Origin of the sequence: Larkinella rosea (assembly GCF_003858635.1) — a bacterium.
Classification (GTDB): domain Bacteria; phylum Bacteroidota; class Bacteroidia; order Cytophagales; family Spirosomataceae; genus Larkinella; species Larkinella rosea.
This window is the reverse complement of sequence record NZ_RQJO01000009.1, coordinates 522,640-540,276: the sequence shown is the minus strand read 5'-3', so window position 1 is coordinate 540,276 and position 17,637 is coordinate 522,640. Positions and strand designations below refer to the sequence as shown.

Sequence of the window (17,637 nt, the reverse complement as noted above, 5' to 3'; positions counted from 1 at the left end):
CGTCAGGCCGTCGGCTGCGTCTGGGTCATCAAAGCCATGAACGTGTCTTCGATGCCGGGTTGAATGGCGTGTATTTCGATATTCCGGTGATTCTTTTCCTGCAAAAACCGCCCAATCTGTTGTTCCGATCCCTCGTTCGACTTCACGGTCAAATGCAGAAACTCGCCGAATGCGTAACAGGATTCGGTAAACGGCGCTTCCCGCAGATCATGAATCAGTTGATAGGTATCGGCCGCCCGCACCGCGTAGAGCCGCTTTTTAAAGCGGCTAGTTATGGCCACCGGCTGGTCGACCGCCAGGATTTTACCAGTCTGCATGAACGCAATCCGGTCGCAGCGGCTGGCTTCGTCCATATAAGGCGTTGAAACCAGCGTCGTCAGTCCGCGTTCGTTCAGTTTGCGGAGCATATCCCAGAATTCCTTCCGCGAAACCGCATCGACGCCGGTGGTCGGTTCGTCCAGAAACAGCACTTCGGGCTTATGAATCAGCGCACAACACAACGCCAGCTTCTGTTTCATCCCGCCCGACAATTGCCCCGCCCGGCGGTTTTTGAACGGTTCGAGCTGGACGTAAATCTCCTGAATCAGGTGGTAGTTTTCTTTGATCGTCGTCCCAAAAACCGTCGCAAAAAACGACAGATTTTCTTCCACACTCAGGTCGGGATACAACGAAAACCGCCCCGGCATGTAGCCCACCAACTGACGAAGCGCCTTGTAGTCCTTCACCACATCGCGTCCCGCCACCGTCGCCCGGCCTTTGTCGGGCAGCAAAAGCGTCACCAGCATTTTGAACAGCGTCGTTTTACCCGCCCCATCCGGCCCGATCAGCCCGAACAACTCGCCCGGCCGGACCGAAAGGCTGACATCCGAAACCGCCGGAATTTTGCTGTACGCTTTCGAAATATTTTCAATAATAATCGCATCCATTTTTTTCGCGTACCCACGGACTTTAGTCCGTGAATTCTACCTATTAAGCGTCTATTCTAAAATTTTCAGGGACTCACGGACTAAAGTCCGTGGGTACGTAACCTTACAGTCGAATCTCTCCCGGCATGCCAATCTTCAACCCGCCGTCGTTTTTCACCTGGATTTTCAGGGCGTAAACCAGGTTGACGCGCTCGTCTTTGGTCTGGATTACTTTGGGCGTAAACTCCGCTTTGCTCGACACCCAGATCACCGTTCCGGCGTATTCCTTGAACTGACCGTTCGGCGCATCGACTAGCACTTTCACCTGCTGACCGGTTTTGACGCGCACCAGTTGATCTCCACTGATGTAGGCCCGGAGCGTGATTTTGTTCAGATCGGCAATTTTGTAGAGCGGTTTTCCGTAACTGGCCACTTCGCCGGGTTCCGCAAACTTGACGGTAACGGTTCCGTCCGCCGGATTCACGATGGTCGCTTTTTTGATCTGGTCGTCAATCTGCCGGATCTGTTCTTCCAGCGGGGCTTCTTCCGACAGTGTGCCGGTACGCTGGGTCGTCAGGGCCGATTGCTGGGCCGCCCGCTGCTGCCGAATCAGCGCAATCTGGCGTTCGATGACGTCGATCTGCGACACAATATCGTCGAGTTGCTTGGTCGGTGCGGCTCCGGCAGCTATCAGATTCTGGGTGCGCGTTTTCTCGCGTTGCAGCGTTTTGAGGTTCTGTTCCTGAACCGCAATCTGTTGTTCAAAAGGCGACAGTTGCGCCGAAATATTCGGAGAACGGCTGGCAACCGCCCGCCGACTCGCCAGCAGTTGCGACTTCCGAAGCTGGAGTTGAAGCGGGTCAATTTGCCCGACAGTTTGCCCGGCTTTCAGCATCTGGCCTTCCTCGACGGTCAGTTGTTGCAAAGCGCCGGTTGCTTCGGCCGAGACGATGGTTTCAACGGCTTCAAAATTGCCGTAAGCGTCCGACTGCGGCTCGGTTTTGCAAGCCATCATGCCGATCAGTAATACGCTGATAATCAGAATAGATTTCATAGAAACAGACATCAAATGGTGGTTAATTTCCGGTCAGCGTGCGGTACTGAACTTTCGCCAACAGCAATTGTAATTCGTGGGTTTTCTGATTCAAAAGTGCCTGACTTTCGGCGTTGAGTTCGGACGTATAATCGCGGGCGGCCAGGGTGCCGTTGTCGAGTTGAACGCTGGCGGTTTGCCGGATTTTGGAGCGTAACGCGCTGATTTCCCGGTCTTTGTCCAGTAAAGCACTCACCCGGTCGATCTCGGTTTGCTGCTGCCGGAGTTGCAGCGCCAGATTCCGGTCGAACACTTTCTGCTGAACGCCGATCTGTTCGCGGTTCAGCGCCAGCACCGCCCGGTCGTTGCGGAGGGTGTAAGCCGCCGACAGGTTCCAGCTCAGGCGGATGCCGCCGAGGAAAAATCCCCGAAAATTGTTGTCCAGAAAGTTCAGCGCCGGTCGGCCCGCGCCACCCTGCGCGAACGCACTCAGCCGGGGTTGCAACCGGTTGTTGGTCAGCCGTACTTGCTCATCCAGCAGCATCCGCTGCGATTCAAAAAGTTTTTGCTCCGGGCGGTTTAGTGTAAGATTCAGAAAGTCGGTTTTGAATTCCTCAATCTCCAGCCGCGTGCTGTCGGTAATCGTCAAGCCCGTCAGAATAGCAAGCTGATCGCGCAGTCCCCGGCGCGTGGCCGCCAGTTGCCCCAGTTGTTGTTCGGCGTTCAGGACTTCGGCACGCAGCACATCCACGCCCACGGTGGCCACGGTTCCAAACCGGACTCCGGCTTCGGCTTTCAGGATGCGGTTTTGCAGTTCTTCCAGCCGGATGCGGGTCAGGCGGGTGTTTTCGTCGGTCAGCAGAATGTTCAGAAAATAGGCGTTAACCTGGTCTTTCAGCCGATTTTGCTCCACCGCGACCTGTTGCAAACCCACCGCCGTACTGGCCCGCTGCACCTGTTTCTGAAGCGCGGTTTGATTGCCGTCAAACAGCGTGTAGCTCACATCCGCCGTCATTTTATACTGATCCTTGCTCAATTGGGGAATCGGTACATTCGGCAGTTCGATGGGCAGTTTCGTCACCTCCGATTGCCAGGTCGCCTGCCCGTTAACGCCCAGTTGCGGTAGCCGACGGTTTTTGTCCAGATTGGCGATGTTCAGATCACCGGTTTGCTGTACAATTTCCCGTTGCCTGGTCAGCGGATCATTGGCGATGACGGCGGAGTAACATTGTTCCAGCGTCATCTTGGATTGCGCCGGTGCCATCGTCGTCAGGAACAATCCCAGTAAAAGTGTGGCAAACGATTTCATAAGCGGTCATTAAAAATTTATTCTAAATTTATTTTCTAAAAATTCTTTTAATATCGAATCAAAAAAAATCAGACCGGTTTCAGATACGCCATAATCGTTTCAAAGACGATCACTTTCCGCTCATCCAGGAAAGCCTGATAGGCGGTATTGTCCATGTCACCAATGTACGAAACGATGGGTTTGGCCATGAACGGAAAGATCAAACTGCCCAGCATTGTGACAATGAGTTGCAACGGTTTTACCTTCCGAATCGTCCCTTTTTCCCCTTCGATCTGAAGCTGTTTGGTAAAATAAGCCGTTTCAATCATGCCTTTCACATTGAGTTTTTCAAAGACTTCGCTGCTATCTTTCTGTAACTCAGACAAAACAAAAACCGGCACATGGGGGTTAGCGTGCAGAAAATCAGTATAGTTATCGACAACTTTCCAGACTTTTATCTCCAGTGGAACCTCTTCATTCAGAATAAAAATGATCCGGCCTAAAAACGACCCTATCGTTTCCAGGAAAATACTCTGAAAAAGCTGCTCTTTGCTCCGGAAATAATAATTCACCATCGCCATCGTCGTCTGGGACTCTTCGGCGATGTGCCGGAGTTTTGCACCGTCAAAACCGCGTTCCAGAAATACTTTCTTGGCGGCTTCCTTGATCTTCTGCTCAGTATTCTGTTCGGTCTGTTTCGGTTTCATGATTGCAAATGTAGCAGTGTGATTCGATTTATTAAAAATGTTTTTAATAAAAGTATTTAAACCGGCTGTTTCGCGGAGTTAAGCGGAGGAAATAGGGAGTGAAGCGGAGATTTTAGTTATATCACAGAGTTAATCAGAGGGGATCAGGGTTAATCAGAGTTTTCCCTGATAACCTCTAATATTCTCTGATTAACCCTGTGATATAACTTTTACTTAGCGCGAGCTTGCCCCAGCAGCCACGCTCCCAGTTCCTTGCTGGCTTTGTAGTTTTCGAAAATCGTCGGAATGATCCGCCCGTCGGTGTATTCATTGTAGAGCCACGGATCGCCAACGGCGAAAACCGTTCCTTTCCCCACTTTCGCAACCGCCATGATCGCGTCGCCCCCTTCCGAAACCAGGGCTTTGGCCGGGCCTTTCAGATCGAGAACCGCCAGTTCCTTGATGTAAACCGCCTTTGTTTCCTTAAAAACCGGGTTACTGGCCGGAATCGTCACCCTACCCTGCTCATAGTTTTTCCCCTGCACCATGTTGCGGTTTTTGTCGGTAAACCGAATGCCGAACGTCTGCGCCAGCTCATTGAAGTGTTTCGTCTCACAATTGGAGGTATCATTTGCCATCATCACCAGAACGCCACCGGCTTTCACCCATTCGTCAATGGCCTTGATATCAGCCGCTTGTATGTAATTCGGCCGGGCGGTTTCCTTCGGCGAATCGGGATCAACAATAATATACACATCGACGCCTTTTAACGATTCGGCAGTTGGTGCTGTTCGAACCGCGACGGTCTTAGCGCCCAGTTCGCGGAAGGTTTTGCCCCAATGCCAGAAACCGGAATGCATGCGGTCTTCCCAGGTGTAGTGAAATTGTTCGGTTTGCCCGAGTAAATCCTTCCGAAATTCGTGGTTGAAATGGTAATCCACGGCCACGGTTTTTCCGGCACCCATCGCCAGTTCGGGAGCGATTTCCATTTCCAGGCTCGCCATGATGAACGGCCCGACGCCCTTCAAATCATTCTTCCGAATGGGTTCACTCAGGTAATAAGCGTAGCTGCCATCGCGGTAGGGTGTACCTCCCAAACCGCCCACGCTGACCGTCCCGTTGAGGTTGATTGTACCATTGGCATCGGTTTCGATGAAGTTTTTCAGAATGCCCTGATAGCCTTTCTGCGCCGATGCCAGAAATGATTTATCCAGATACCCCATCCGGACGCCCTTCGCCAGCGCGTACACGAACATGCAGGAGGCCGAAGCTTCGAGGTAATTGCCTTTGCGCGCGCCCTGCGTCGTCATCTGGTACCAGCAGCCGGACTTCGGTTCCTGGTAGTTGACAATTGGTGGCGCCAGCCGTTGCAGGTATTTCACCAGATTGGTCCGTTGCGGGTGATCGGTCGGAAAATAATCGAGCACGTCGACCAGCGCCATCGCGTACCAGCCAATCGACCGGCCCCAGAAATTCGGTGACTGCCCGGTTTTCGGATCGGCCCATTTCTGCTGGCGGCTCTCGTCGTACCCGTGGTAAAGCAAACCGGTTTTCGGATCGACCAGGTGTTTTTCGATCAGGGCAAACTGCTTGGCAATGTCATCGAAATTCTCCGGTTGGTTGAAAATCCGGCTGAATTCGGCATAAAACGGTTCGGCCATGAACAAGCCGTCGAGCCACATCTGGTTCGGATACCGCCCTTTGTGCCAGAAACCGCCTTCTTTCGTCCGGGGTTGCTTCGCCAGCTGGTCGCGCAACAGAAAAGCGGCTTTCTGGAATTTCTCTTTTCCCGGCAGTGATTGCTGCGCCAGCATCAGCAAAACGCGCCCGGTCGTGACGTTGTCGATGTTGAACTCGTCCATCGCATACGTCCGGATGCTGCCATCGGCGCGTACAAACTGGTTGATGTCGTTCAGCGTGTAGGTAAAGTATTTGGGGTCGCCGGTACGGTACCAAACCCCTTCGAAGGCTTTCAAAACCAGGCCCTGTTCATAATCCCAGCGGGTGGTTTTGCGGTCGCCGATCAGGATCGAGTCTTTGTGCCACGTCATGAACGAATCGGCCATGCGCTGGGAATACGGTTTTTGCTGGGCGAAGGCAGTAATAGAGATGAGAATAAATAGCAGTGGTTTCATGGACTGAAAAGGTTATTTCGCAGAGTTGAGCGGAGAAATGAGGAGTTAAGCAGAGAAAATTAGTACTCCGCTCAACTCTTTTACCTCCGCTTAACTCCGCGAGATAACTTAAATAAGGCGATTGCGTAAAATTCTACTTCTTTCCGGCAATTGGGCTTGTCCATGTCACCAGAAAGTCAGTACTTACTTAAGCCTCCTTTCCTCTCCACGTTATGCCAACGATTTCGTCCCCCGAAAAACCGCATCAAATCCCAGTCGACGACTTATTCCAGGCTCTGCATGTCGATCCGAAAACCGGTCTGAGCGCCGACGAAGCCAAAAATCGCTACGACGAATTTGGCCCTAACGCCCTTCAGGAAGTCAAACGCGAAAGTGCGCTAACCATTCTGCTGCGGCAGTTTGTGGGCGTCATCGTCTACATTCTGGCGGCAGCCGCCGGGATTTCGTTTTTTCTGGGCGAAACCGTCGAAGGGTTTGCCATCATTGCCGTGTTGCTCATCAACGCCCTGACCGGTTTTATCCTCGAATGGAACGCCCGCCAATCAATGGATGCGTTGCGAAAAATGGACACCACGCCCGCCCGGGTACTGCGCGACGGGCGGGTTCGCGAGATTTCGTCGGAGGAAGTAACGATTGGGGATGTGCTGGTGGTCGAAGCCGGTGATCTGGTGGCCGCCGACGGTAATTTATTCGAGGTCAGTCAATTGCAAATCGATGAATCCGCCCTGACCGGCGAATCGCTGCCGGTTGACAAAAATACGGAACTGCCGCCCGACGAATCGCCTTTGGGCGATCAGCACAACCGGCTGTTCAAAGGTACGCCCGTAACTGCCGGAACCGGGCGCGCCATCGTGACGGGCATTGGGCAGCAAACCGAGCTGGGTAAAATTGCTACGATGGTGAAGGACGCCAAACGCTCGGCCACTCCGCTGGAAGCAAAACTGGATTCGCTGGCAAAGGTGCTGATCTGGGTCACGGTTGGATTGGCCGCGCTGTTTCTGGTCGTTGGTTTGATTCGAAAGGAAGAACCGCTGCGATTGATCGAAACCGCACTGGCGCTGGCGATTGCGGCCATTCCGGAAGGGATGTCGGTGGTGGCCACGATTGCGCTGGCCTACGGCATGCTGCGACTGGCCGAGAAGAAAGTGATTGTCAAGCGGTTGTCGGCGGTGGAAACGCTGGGCGGCACGAACGTGATTTTCACGGACAAAACCGGAACGCTGACCCAAAACCGCATCGAGGTCAACACGATTCAGTTGCCCGATCAACGCGCTGAAATTCAATTAAATACTGAAGCGAAAGAGCTAAAAATCGTGGACGGTGATCAGGCTATCACGGAATCAGACAGCTACCGGAAACTGATTCAGGTGGGCGTGCTTTGCAACAATGCGGATTACGATATTGTCAACGGAAAAGCGAAAGAAGTGGGCGATCCGGTGGAGGTTTCCCTGTTGAAATTCGCGATTGCCGCCGGGCACGATCCCGATCAGATTCACAAAGATTTCCCCCGAAAAGCCGAAAAAGCGTTTAGTTCCGACACCCGGATTATGGGAACGCTCCACAAAAACCAAGGCGGTTTTTTGGTGGCCGTCAAAGGAGCGGCTGAGGAAGTGCTGGATCGTTGCCAATCGCTCAGCCAACAAGACCGGAAAACCCACTACGAGGTTTCTGAAAAAATGGCCGTCGAAGGGCTGCGAACGCTGGCATTTGCCTACCGCGAAATGGACTCAAAACCGGGGGACGATTTTGCGGACGACGATCTGACCTACGTTGGCCTGATCGGTTTTCTCGATCCACCCCGCACGGACGTCACGCCCGCGCTGCAAGCCTGCCGAGAAGCCGGAATCAAGGTGATTATGGTGACTGGCGACCACCCGGCGACGGCGTTGACGATCGCGTCCAAAGTGAAACTGATCGAACCCGGCGAAGAAATGGTGCTGACCGGCAAAGACCTCAAACCGCTCGACGAACTCAAAGCCGCCGATAAAAAAGAGTTGCTGAAATGCCGGGTGTTTGCGCGGGTGAGTCCGGCGCAGAAGCTGGATATGATCGAGTTGTATCAGCAAAAAGGCGACATCGTGGGCATGACCGGCGACGGCGTTAACGACGCCCCCGCGCTGAAAAAGTCGGATATTGGCATTGCGATGGGCTTGCGGGGAACCCAGGTTGCCGCCGAAACCGCCGACATGGTGTTGAAAGACGATTCGTTTACCTCCATTGTAGCGGCCATTGCGCAGGGCCGGGTGATCTTCGAAAACATCCGCAAATTCGTGCTGTTCCTGCTGTCGTGTAACCTAAGCGAAATTTTTGTAGTGACGTTTGCGGGTTTTCTGAACGTCGGGAATCCGCTGTTGCCGTTGCAGATTCTGTTCATCAACATCGTCACCGACGTGTTTCCGGCGCTGGCGTTGGGCGTAGGTCGCGAAAATTCGAGCCTGATGCACCAGCCTCCGCGCGATCCGAAAACGCCGATCATGGACGCCGGCGACTGGCGGATGGTGGTTTTTTACGCTCTGGCGATGACGGTTTCGGTGCTTGGCGCCTATTGGATTGGTACTACTGAATTGGGTCTGACCCAGAAAGAAGGGAATAATCTGGTCTTCTACGCGTTGTCGTTTGCGCAGTTGATGCACGTTTTCAACCTGCGTTCGGGTCGTTCGTTTTTCGTCAATGAAATTACCCGAAACCGGTTTATCTGGTACGCGTTACTGCTGTGCCTGTTCATCATGGCGCTGACGTATTATGTGCCGTTTCTGGTGCAGGTGCTGAGCATTCAACCCATGACCACCATCGAACTGGAGCTCATTGCAGCGGCTGGTGTTGCCCCGGTTTTGCTGGTTCAGATCGTGAAAGGGATAATGAAATAGGAACACAGATGGAACAGATTAAACGGATGTACACAGATTCTATCCGTTTTGATCTGTTCCATCCGTTCAATCGCGACGGCGACCCGGCCGCGTTCCTATCAAAAATCAAACTATCAATCCCGCGGATTTTCGGAACCAGTCAATTTCGGCGTGGTAGTCGGATACGGCTTTTCGGCGCTCGTCGTCGGTCCAGCCGAGTTCGGCGGCCATCAGATCGGCGACGGTTTCGGAAATCTGGTCGGAGGATTGCCAGTCGGTCAGTTCCAGGCCAAACCGCCGGGCTAAAACGTCCTTGAGCGTTTGCGCCATTTCGGCCCGCACCACAAAAACCGCTTCGGCTTTGGTGTTGGGCAATTGCTCCGAAAGCCGTGCTTTCCAGTCGGGATGGTCGTGCATGAGTTGCGCAATTTCCAGACTTTCCGTGCCATACTGGCGGTTCAGGTGACGGGCAACGTCTTCCGGGATGCCAAATTTATTGACCAGCACTTTCCAGAAATCATCGGCATATCCTTCGGCTCCCACCAGTTTAATGTGATCGGTGATGCACGGTTGTTCGGGCCGTTCTTCCAGCTCGTAAAATTTATCGATCGTGTCTTTCGACATCAACCGGTACGTCGTCCATTTCCCGCCCAGAATGCTGACCAAACCGGAAGTCGGGTCCACCTCCACCTCGTGGTCGCGGACGAGTTGTTTTGTATCCGCGTTCGGATCTGCCTGCAGCAGCGGACGCAAACCGGCAAAACCGGCAATGACCTGATCGGCGGTGATCGGTTTTTCGAAATAGCGGTTGACGTAACTGATCAGGTAATCGACCTCCGCCCGCTCAACAACCGGCTCGGTTTCTCCCAGTTCCGATTCGGTTTCGGTCGTGCCAATCATCAGTTTGCCGTTGTACGGAATGATGAAAACCACCCGACCGTCGTCGGTTTTCGGCACCAGAATGGCGGTGTCCGACGGCATCAGTTCGCCCGGCACGATGATGTGGACGCCTTTGCTGACCCGCATCCGTCGGCCCATCGCCGGGTTCGCCAGCAAGCGAATGCGGTCGGAAAACGGTCCCGTGGCATTGATAAACCGCTTGGCCCGAATCCTGAGCAACCGGCCCGTCAACGAGTCGCGGATGTGCAAAACCGCCAGCCGCCCCACCGAATCCTTCTCAAACGCACGGGCTTCGGCGTGGTTGAGCGCCACGGCGCCGTATTGCATGGCAGTTTTCACCAGTGACATGTTGTACCGCGCATCATTCAATTGCCCGTCGTAATACAAAACCGCACTGTGAATTTTATGGGTCAGCGATGGATTCCGCTTTAAGGCTTCTTCCTTATTCAGCCATTCGCTTTTTCCAATGCTCAGATCGCCGGACAGTGTGTCGTACATTTTCAGTCCCGCGGTGTAATAAATACCTTCCATCCAGCTCATGCAGGGCGTCAGCAATGCCAGCGGATGCGCCAGATGCGGGGCATTGTGGATGAGTGTCAGCCGTTCGCGCAGGGCTTTTTTCACCATGTGGTACTGGTTCAGATCGGCTTGTTTAACCGCCTGTTCCAGATACCGCACCCCGCCGTGAATCAGTTTGGTCGATTTACTGGAGGTTTCGGAAGCAAAATCGTGTTTTTCAATCAGAATGGCTTTCAGACCACGGCTTTGGGCGTCGAGCAAACAACCCGCGCCAGTCGCTCCTCCGCCGATGATGCAAATGTCAAATTCCTGATTTTCGGCTTGTTCGAGATGGTCGGTGCGCTGCATAGTTGGCAAAGTTATTTCGCGGAGGTACGCGAAGAAAAGCAAAGTTACGCAGAGTCTTTGCTCAACTCTGCATTCCCGGCGAAACTCTTCGAAATAACTTGTTTTTGGCCCGAACTTCCCATTACCTTTGGTTATAACTATAGCTAATTTTTGGTTCAAATGGAGGATTTTCGGTTGAGGGTATTCTACAGCGTTGCCCGTCATCACAGCTTTACGAAAGCATCGGCGGAATTGTTCATTACACAACCCGCCGTAACCAAACACGTTAAGGCGCTGGAAGATATGCTCGGCTTGCGTCTCTTCGACCGGAAAGGTAATACCATCGTTTTGACGCCCCCCGGCGAGGTATTGTTTCGGTACGCAGGGCAGATTTTTGCACTATACCAGGAAGCGCAGTTTGAATTAAACTCCTTCAAAAACGATCAGAAAGGCAGTTTGCGCCTGGGAGCCAGCACCACGATTGCTCAATACCTGATTTCTCCCCTCCTGGCGTCCTATTACGAACGCTATCCGACGATCCAGCTCAGTTTGATGAACGGCAACACCGAAATGATCGAAAATGCGGTTTCTTCCAAAGAAATCGATCTGGGCATTGTGGAAGGTAAAAAACACCACGCCGGATTGAAATACCACGATTTTCTGGAAGACGAACTGGTGGCCGTGGTTCACTCCAACAGCCGCTACAGCCGCCTGAAAGAAATTACGCTGGACGAACTGAGTGCCATTCCGATGGTGCTGCGCGAACGCGGTTCGGGAACACTTGAGGTGCTGGAAACCGCCCTTCAGGCACGGGGAATTAAACCATCCAATCTAATGGTAATCATGCACTTAGGCAGCTCCGAAAGTATTAAATCGTTTCTGGAACACGCCAATTGCCTTTCCATTCTTTCGTCGCGGGCCATCGAAAAAGAAGTACGGAGCGGGCAGCTTAAAATGGTTTCCATCAAGGATTTTCGCCTTCCCCGAACGTTCAGCTTTGTTCATTTACAAGGATTGCCGGAAGGTTTGGCCGCCGGTTTTATGACGTTTGCCCGGCGGTATTACACATCGTAGTTCCCATCTGTTTTTTCTTAAAGTCAGGACAACTTACATTGGCTCAATAATTGCTTGCACAACATTTAATTTCCATTTTAGAGTACCCTCGCCCAACTAGTTACTGATTCGCCCCATTCGAGACCGGTAAACCGCTGCTAATTGCTATCACCCTGGCAATGAACGGAATCAACATTGCATTTGAACTTTATCCACATGTATGTACCTGCAAATATTTTATCCATGATCACACAAACTTCTACCTGTCGGCCTAAATCCATTGAATCCATCCGAGCGCTGCGAGCAGTCGCGGCTCTGCTCGTGACCCTTTTCCATTTAGCGATGAAAATGGAGACGACCACTATTCATTCCCCGGTGCTGAGGTGTTTTAAATCCGGCTTTGGTGGTGTCGACGTGTTTTTTATCATCAGCGGTTTTATCATCACTCATACCAATCTAACCAAAATCAATTGCCCGCATCTTTTGCCGACTTACCTGAAAAAGCGCCTGGGGCGGATCTATGCCATCTATTGGCCAACCGTCTTGCTGGCCACGCTTTTGCTCCTGTGGCTAAGCCGTTTGGCGCCTGCGCTCCAATGGCTTTCCTTTCCGGTCAACCCGGTCGGTGTACTGAAAGCTGTAGTTCTTTTACCCACCCACGAAAGCACCTTACCGGTCACCTGGACATTGAGTTACGAAATCTACTTTTATGTTTTGTTCGGCCTGGTCATTGCATCCCGGTTTTTGCTGATTATTCCACTTTTCATCCTTGGCGCCACGCTCCTCACTGGTTTGGCGGAATGTTTCGGAAAAACCGCCCTATTCCAATTCCCGTTTCATGACTTTTTCTTCAGTCCGTTCAATCTTGAATTTTGCCTGGGCATCGGCGTTTATTTTCTCACCCGGCGGTGTACGTTCAAGATTTCCCGATCAGTGGTAGCAGCCGCGATCGGGTGTTTTTTTCTGACTGGCGAACTCATCGACCCTGCTCTGATCTGGCAGCGGATTCTGGGGTTTGGTATACCGGGTTCGGTAATTCTCGCGGGGTTAGTCAGTTGGGAACAATCCGACCGCTGCCGCTACCCGGACTGGCTGCTGAAACTGGGTGACGCATCTTACATTCTGTACCTGATTCATGTCCCCATCATCATGGTTCTGACCCAGGCTATGATGCGTTTAAGCCTTTCGGATTACGTGGTAACGGCCAATTTTATTCTGATTGGCGTCCTATGCTGGGGAAGCTGGCAATTACATCTTCGGATCGAAAAACCGATACTCGCTTGGATCAGCATCCGTCAATTCCGCCCGATCGGTTTCCGTAATCGGTTCACCGGTATTTCGCTGATGCGGATCGGTAAACCACAAACCGCACACAAAATGGTCACACGGTAACGTTATCCTAAAACGGCAACCGGAATTATTCATCAGAAGCCTCTCAGGAGGCTTTTTTTATTCATAAAAACTACCGAAGATTGGCTTTTCAACCTTTTCATGATGCGTAACGACTTTTTTTATTACCTCCTTTTGCTGGTGTTGACCGTTGTGGACGCCTGGCTCCTCGCCCACCCGAACCTGATTGGACAAATTACCATTTTCTGGTACGATCACGATTACCTCGAAACCCTGCCCAAAGCCATGGCAACCGTAGCCGTGACGGTTTTGGTGGCTTTACTGATCAGTCTGCTCATCCGCCGGGCATTGAGTGGCTCGCTGGCGATTTTGCTGGCCGTCGCTTTATTGGCAATCTGCGGTTATGCGGTTTTTCAAACCTACATGCGATTCTCCACCGGTGCGAATCAGTTCATGGGTTCGGGATTTAAAACCGGGGCGGTTTTGCTGCCGATCATTCTGGCGCTTATTTTTGGCAAAACCGTACTTGATTTAGTAGCAACGAAAAAACCTAAGAAACGCCGGTAACTCTTACTGGTTTCGGGCAATCGGGTCACATTCGCTTATTTGTGGCTCTGTGCATAATGTTGCTTTAAGATATCTTCGCCAAAATCGCTTCCTTTTTCCCGCAGAATGGCGTGGATGTGGTTGCCGTCGTTCTGAAAACCGACATTGTCGTATTCGATCAGAAAATCGGGGCCGTTGACGATGTAGTAATGCGGTTTATTGTTTTCGAGACTGCCGACCCAGGCGAAGTAAATCTTGTCGATGCCCGATTTTAAAATCTTGTCGAATAGCTGATGCGCTTTCTGATGCTCAAAATTGTGGGTGTATTCCTGAATCAGCAGTTTTAATAGCTCCTTTTGGCTTTCGTCGAACTGTTTGGCGGCAATCCCGTAATAGCTCGTGATCCGCTGGTTGGCCTGGGGGCTGGTAATGATGTCTTTCGGGACATCCTGCTTTAAAACCGCTATGGCTTTCTGTTTGTCGGTCAGGGCGTTGATGAGCATAAAACCGAAATCTTCTTCTTTGCTCAACACCCGAAAACCGGCGTATTTGGCCGACTTCACTTCCGAAGGATCCGTCCCGACAAAATAAGGTGACATCGACACGCGCGGGCCGTCGGCTGTCAGGCTCAACGCCATGTGATGACCGCCGAAATTCAAGCCCCAGGGTTCGCTGGCCTGCGGTTTTCCCCAGACCGAAATGTAATAATTACCGTGCGCCCATTTCAGATTCTGCGTCATTGTCAGCGTTTTCTGGTCAATTTCGCCCTTGTCGAACGCTTGCTGATAAAGCGTATTCAGAATATCGTCCAATTGCATGATGCTGGTCGTTTTCAAATAGCCCTGCGAACTCAACATCGCCGACAACACCCGATGGAAAGCCATTCGGCTTTTGTCCGACAAACTTCCGTACTGGATACCGGGGCGCGGAACCATTCCGACCGGCAGATTGGTCCACTTGCGTCGAAGGCTATCGGTAAACGCATACTGTGTTTTTTGCAACTCCCCGGCGTTGAGCGTCTGAAGAAACTGCGTAGTGGTTTCCACCAGCGTTTGGGTTGACTGGGCAAATCCGGCCGAAACCAGAAAACCGGCAATCAGCAGGAGGGCAAGTTTTTTTTTCATAGAAGGTTAGCAGAGATGGGTTTGGACACTAAATTTAGTGTATCTTCCAATGACTTACTAATTCGTTTTTCAAACCAAAACCGTTACCTCCAGTTTGAATCCATATTTACTTTTTATCCTGATACTCAGCGCATCGGCCTTCCCGATTCCGACTACTCACCCAAAATCTGGCCATACTTACCATCTCCAGACCGCCGGCGACAAGCTCTATAAACCGGACCGCGTTTTCGATGGCGAAACGCTGCACGAAGGCTGGGCGGTTTTGGTGAAAGGAGACAAAATTGAAGCCGTCGGGCCAGCCGCCAGCCTTCGGAGCGAGGGCGCGGAAGTCATCGATCTGAAAGGAACCACGCTTTTGCCCGGTTTGATTGAAGGCCATTCGCACCTGCTGCTTCATCCGTACAACGAGACGACCTGGGACGATCAGGTCCTGAAAGAACCGCGCTCCTACCGCATTGCCCGCGCCACTGTCCACGCCCGGAACACGCTACTGGCCGGTTTTACGACCGTCCGCGATCTCGGAACCGAAGGTGCAGATTACGACGACGTGGGGCTCAAACAAGCCATCAATCAGGGAATTATTCCCGGCCCGCGCATGATTGTGGCCACCCGCGCCCTGATTGCGACCGGCAGTTATGCGCCCAAAGGATTCAGCCCCGACATCGACGTGCCGCAGGGTGCCGAAGAAGCCGACGGCCACGACCGGCTGATTCAGGCCGTCCGGCGACAAATCGGGAAGGGCGCCGATGTCATCAAAGTGTACGCCGATTACCGCTGGGGTTTGATGAGTGAAGCCCGGCCAACGTTTACGCTTGACGAATTGAAATTAGTTGTCGAAGTAGCTCACAGCAGCGGCCGGCCGACAGTGGCCCACGCAACAACCGCCGAAGGCATGCGCCGGGCGATTCTGGCGGGTTGCGAAACCGTCGAACACGGCGATGCCGGAACGCCCGAAATCTTTGCCCTGATGAAACAACACGGTACAGCGCTTTGCCCCACGCTGGCGGCAGGCGACGCGACCATCCAGTACCGGGGCTGGAAAAAAGGCACTGAACCCGACCCGGAACGGATTCGTAACAAAAAAATAACATTCAAACAGGCGCTGGATGCGGGCGTCAAAATCTGCTTCGGGGGCGATGTTGGCGTATTTGCCCACGGCGACAATGCACGCGAACTGGAAATGATGGTGGAATACGGAATGAAACCGCTGGATGCGCTGCGTTCGGCGACTTCGGGCAATGCCGCTGTGTTTCACCTCACCGACCGAGGGCGCATTCGTCCCGGTTTACTGGCTGATCTGGTGGCCGTCGAGGGTGATCCGACGAAAACGATCGGAGCCATCCGCAAGGTTCGGCTGGTGCTGAAAGGCGGGGTAAATCCAAAACCATAACCGCAACTAATCCCATCCATTTTAGGTTAAATAAGTAGATTTTGGGTAATCCTTGCGTTTTTACCAAAGTATTCACTTGTCGTTACGGGTTTTTGGCTAATTTCGCCCGGTAGTTATTCGTCCAGCGACGTCCACGCGTTGGGCGGGGGCATCTTACGGAAGATACGCCAACCTGAATGATTCTGTTACCATAACCGATTTACTCTACCCCAAATACGTATGTCAAACACTGCCGAACTATCTGTCGATGGTAAATCCTACCAATTTCCAATTGTTGTTGGTAGCGAACAAGAAAAAGCCATTGACATTTCCAATCTCCGCGATCAGACGGGTTATGTTACGTTAGATAAAGGATACAAAAATACCGGTGCGACCCAGAGCGCGATTACTTTTTTAGATGGTGAGGAAGGCATTCTGCGGTATCGGGGGTATTCCATTGAAGACCTGGCCGACAAAGCCAGTTTTCTGGAAGTGGCTTACCTGCTGATTTACGGCGATCTGCCAACTCAGCAGCAATACGCTCAGTTTGAAGACAGCATCCGGCGGCATACGATGGTGAATGAAGACATGCGGAAGATTTTTGAGGGCTTCCCCAACAACGCGCACCCGATGGGCGTGCTGTCGTCGCTGGTGAGTGCCCTGAGCGCTTTCTACCCGGATTCGTACGACGAAAAAGCACCGGATCAAACCCAGATGCACATCATCCGGTTGCTGGCCAAACTGCCGACAATTGCTACCTGGTCGTACAAAAAATCGCAGGGTCATCCGGTCAATTACCCGAAAAACCAGCTCGACTATTGCTCCAACTTCCTGCAAATGATGTTTGCGCTGCCGGTAGAGGATTACCAGGTCGATCCGGTGGTTACGAGCGCGTTGAACAAACTGCTGATTCTGCACGCCGACCACGAACAAAACTGCTCAACCTCAACGGTGCGGCTCGTGGGGTCGTCGCGGGCCAATATTTATTCGTCGATTTCGGCCGGTATCAACGCCCTCTGGGGCCCATTGCACGGGGGCGCCAACCAGGAGGTGATCGAGATGCTGGAAGAAATCAAAGCCAACGGCGGTGATGTCGCCAAGTACGTCGATATGGCGAAAAATGCCAAGACGACCGGTTTCCGCCTGTTCGGTTTCGGCCACCGGGTTTACAAAAACTTCGATCCGCGCGCTAAAATCATCAAAAAAGCCGCTGACGACGTGCTGAGCAAACTCGGCGTGAACGACCCGGTTCTGGAAATTGCCAAAGGACTGGAAGAAGCCGCGCTGCATGATGAGTATTTCGTTTCGCGCAAACTGTACCCGAACGTCGATTTCTATTCCGGTATCATTTACCGCGCGCTGGGCATTCCAACCAATATGTTTACCGTCATGTTCGCGATTGGCCGTCTGCCGGGCTGGATTGCCCAGTGGAAAGAAATGCGCGAGCAAAAAGAACCGATCGGTCGTCCGCGCCAGATTTACACCGGTGCCACGCTGCGGGAATTCAAAGCCATCGGCGACCGTTAACGAACGTACCGCCGGACTTTAGTCCGTGC

At 52.5% G+C, this 17,637-nt stretch carries 13 protein-coding genes; 6 read left to right on the top strand and 7 right to left on the bottom strand.

What is annotated here, in order from left to right; translation table 11 throughout:
- Positions 1 to 2: 2 nt before the first annotated feature.
- From EHT25_RS18190 to EHT25_RS18170, 5 genes are all read right to left on the bottom strand, one after another.
- The gene (locus tag EHT25_RS18190) at positions 3 to 926 is read right to left on the bottom strand and encodes an ABC transporter ATP-binding protein (RefSeq protein ID WP_124876556.1); all 924 of its coding nucleotides are present in this window, start codon (positions 924 to 926) and stop codon (positions 3 to 5) included.
- A 103-nt stretch (positions 927 to 1,029) separates the two neighbouring features.
- Positions 1,030 to 1,959: an HlyD family secretion protein gene (locus EHT25_RS18185; protein WP_124876555.1), complete on the bottom strand. Its 930-nt coding sequence runs from the start codon at positions 1,957 to 1,959 to the stop codon at positions 1,030 to 1,032.
- A 22-nt stretch (positions 1,960 to 1,981) separates the two neighbouring features.
- Positions 1,982 to 3,247 carry a TolC family protein gene (locus EHT25_RS18180; RefSeq protein WP_124876554.1) on the bottom strand — a complete coding sequence of 422 codons (1,266 nt, stop codon included), beginning with the start codon at positions 3,245 to 3,247 and terminating at the stop codon, positions 1,982 to 1,984.
- Positions 3,248 to 3,315: 68 nt separating this feature from the next.
- Positions 3,316 to 3,933, bottom strand: coding sequence for a TetR/AcrR family transcriptional regulator (locus tag EHT25_RS18175; protein WP_124876553.1), 618 nt, complete (start codon positions 3,931 to 3,933; stop codon positions 3,316 to 3,318).
- Positions 3,934 to 4,142: 209 nt separating this feature from the next.
- Positions 4,143 to 6,047 (bottom strand): glycoside hydrolase family 88 protein, encoded by a 1,905-nt coding sequence (locus tag EHT25_RS18170; RefSeq protein ID WP_229311620.1) that lies wholly within the window; start codon positions 6,045 to 6,047, stop codon positions 4,143 to 4,145.
- A gap of 212 nt (positions 6,048 to 6,259) precedes the next feature.
- Between EHT25_RS18170 and EHT25_RS18165 the strand changes: the two genes are divergently transcribed.
- Entirely contained in the window at positions 6,260 to 8,914 is a 2,655-nt protein-coding gene (locus tag EHT25_RS18165) for a cation-translocating P-type ATPase (protein WP_124876552.1), read from the top strand.
- Between the two features lie 105 nt (positions 8,915 to 9,019).
- On the opposite strand, the gene EHT25_RS18160 is transcribed toward EHT25_RS18165, so the two are convergent.
- Positions 9,020 to 10,660, bottom strand: coding sequence for a glycerol-3-phosphate dehydrogenase/oxidase (locus EHT25_RS18160; RefSeq protein WP_124876551.1), 1,641 nt, complete (start codon positions 10,658 to 10,660; stop codon positions 9,020 to 9,022).
- A gap of 159 nt (positions 10,661 to 10,819) precedes the next feature.
- Between EHT25_RS18160 and EHT25_RS18155 the strand changes: the two genes are divergently transcribed.
- From EHT25_RS18155 to EHT25_RS18145, 3 genes are all read left to right on the top strand, one after another.
- Entirely contained in the window at positions 10,820 to 11,713 is an 894-nt protein-coding gene (locus EHT25_RS18155; protein ID WP_124876550.1) for a LysR substrate-binding domain-containing protein, read from the top strand.
- Between the two features lie 222 nt (positions 11,714 to 11,935).
- On the top strand, positions 11,936 to 13,084 hold the full coding sequence (locus tag EHT25_RS18150) for an acyltransferase family protein (RefSeq protein WP_185731407.1): 1,149 nt from the start codon (positions 11,936 to 11,938) through the stop codon (positions 13,082 to 13,084).
- A 99-nt stretch (positions 13,085 to 13,183) separates the two neighbouring features.
- Entirely contained in the window at positions 13,184 to 13,609 is a 426-nt protein-coding gene (locus EHT25_RS18145; protein ID WP_229311617.1) for a hypothetical protein, read from the top strand.
- Between the two features lie 35 nt (positions 13,610 to 13,644).
- On the opposite strand, the gene EHT25_RS18140 is transcribed toward EHT25_RS18145, so the two are convergent.
- Positions 13,645 to 14,712, bottom strand: coding sequence for a DUF3500 domain-containing protein (locus tag EHT25_RS18140; RefSeq protein ID WP_124876548.1), 1,068 nt, complete (start codon positions 14,710 to 14,712; stop codon positions 13,645 to 13,647).
- Positions 14,713 to 14,857: 145 nt separating this feature from the next.
- On the opposite strand from EHT25_RS18140, the gene EHT25_RS18135 reads away from it, so the two are divergent.
- Positions 14,858 to 16,102 (top strand): metal-dependent hydrolase family protein, encoded by a 1,245-nt coding sequence (locus tag EHT25_RS18135; RefSeq protein ID WP_185731433.1) that lies wholly within the window; start codon positions 14,858 to 14,860, stop codon positions 16,100 to 16,102.
- Positions 16,103 to 16,321: 219 nt separating this feature from the next.
- Entirely contained in the window at positions 16,322 to 17,608 is a 1,287-nt protein-coding gene (locus EHT25_RS18130; protein WP_124876547.1) for a citrate synthase, read from the top strand.
- Positions 17,609 to 17,637 lie beyond the last annotated feature (29 nt).

Excerpts from the sequence above, each read along its gene's own strand:
- EHT25_RS18190 (WP_124876556.1), bottom strand. The coding sequence starts at position 926 with ATGGATGCGATTATTATTGAAAATATTTCGAAAGCGTACAGCAAAATT.
- EHT25_RS18185 (WP_124876555.1), bottom strand. The coding sequence starts at position 1,959 with ATGAAATCTATTCTGATTATCAGCGTATTACTGATCGGCATGATGGCT.
- EHT25_RS18180 (WP_124876554.1), bottom strand. The coding sequence starts at position 3,247 with ATGAAATCGTTTGCCACACTTTTACTGGGATTGTTCCTGACGACGATG.
- EHT25_RS18175 (WP_124876553.1), bottom strand. The coding sequence starts at position 3,933 with ATGAAACCGAAACAGACCGAACAGAATACTGAGCAGAAGATCAAGGAA.
- EHT25_RS18170 (WP_229311620.1), bottom strand. The coding sequence starts at position 6,047 with ATGAAACCACTGCTATTTATTCTCATCTCTATTACTGCCTTCGCCCAG.
- EHT25_RS18165 (WP_124876552.1), top strand. The coding sequence starts at position 6,260 with ATGCCAACGATTTCGTCCCCCGAAAAACCGCATCAAATCCCAGTCGAC.
- EHT25_RS18160 (WP_124876551.1), bottom strand. The coding sequence starts at position 10,660 with ATGCAGCGCACCGACCATCTCGAACAAGCCGAAAATCAGGAATTTGAC.
- EHT25_RS18155 (WP_124876550.1), top strand. The coding sequence starts at position 10,820 with ATGGAGGATTTTCGGTTGAGGGTATTCTACAGCGTTGCCCGTCATCAC.
- EHT25_RS18150 (WP_185731407.1), top strand. The coding sequence starts at position 11,936 with ATGATCACACAAACTTCTACCTGTCGGCCTAAATCCATTGAATCCATC.
- EHT25_RS18145 (WP_229311617.1), top strand. The coding sequence starts at position 13,184 with ATGATGCGTAACGACTTTTTTTATTACCTCCTTTTGCTGGTGTTGACC.
- EHT25_RS18140 (WP_124876548.1), bottom strand. The coding sequence starts at position 14,712 with ATGAAAAAAAAACTTGCCCTCCTGCTGATTGCCGGTTTTCTGGTTTCG.
- EHT25_RS18130 (WP_124876547.1), top strand. The coding sequence starts at position 16,322 with ATGTCAAACACTGCCGAACTATCTGTCGATGGTAAATCCTACCAATTT.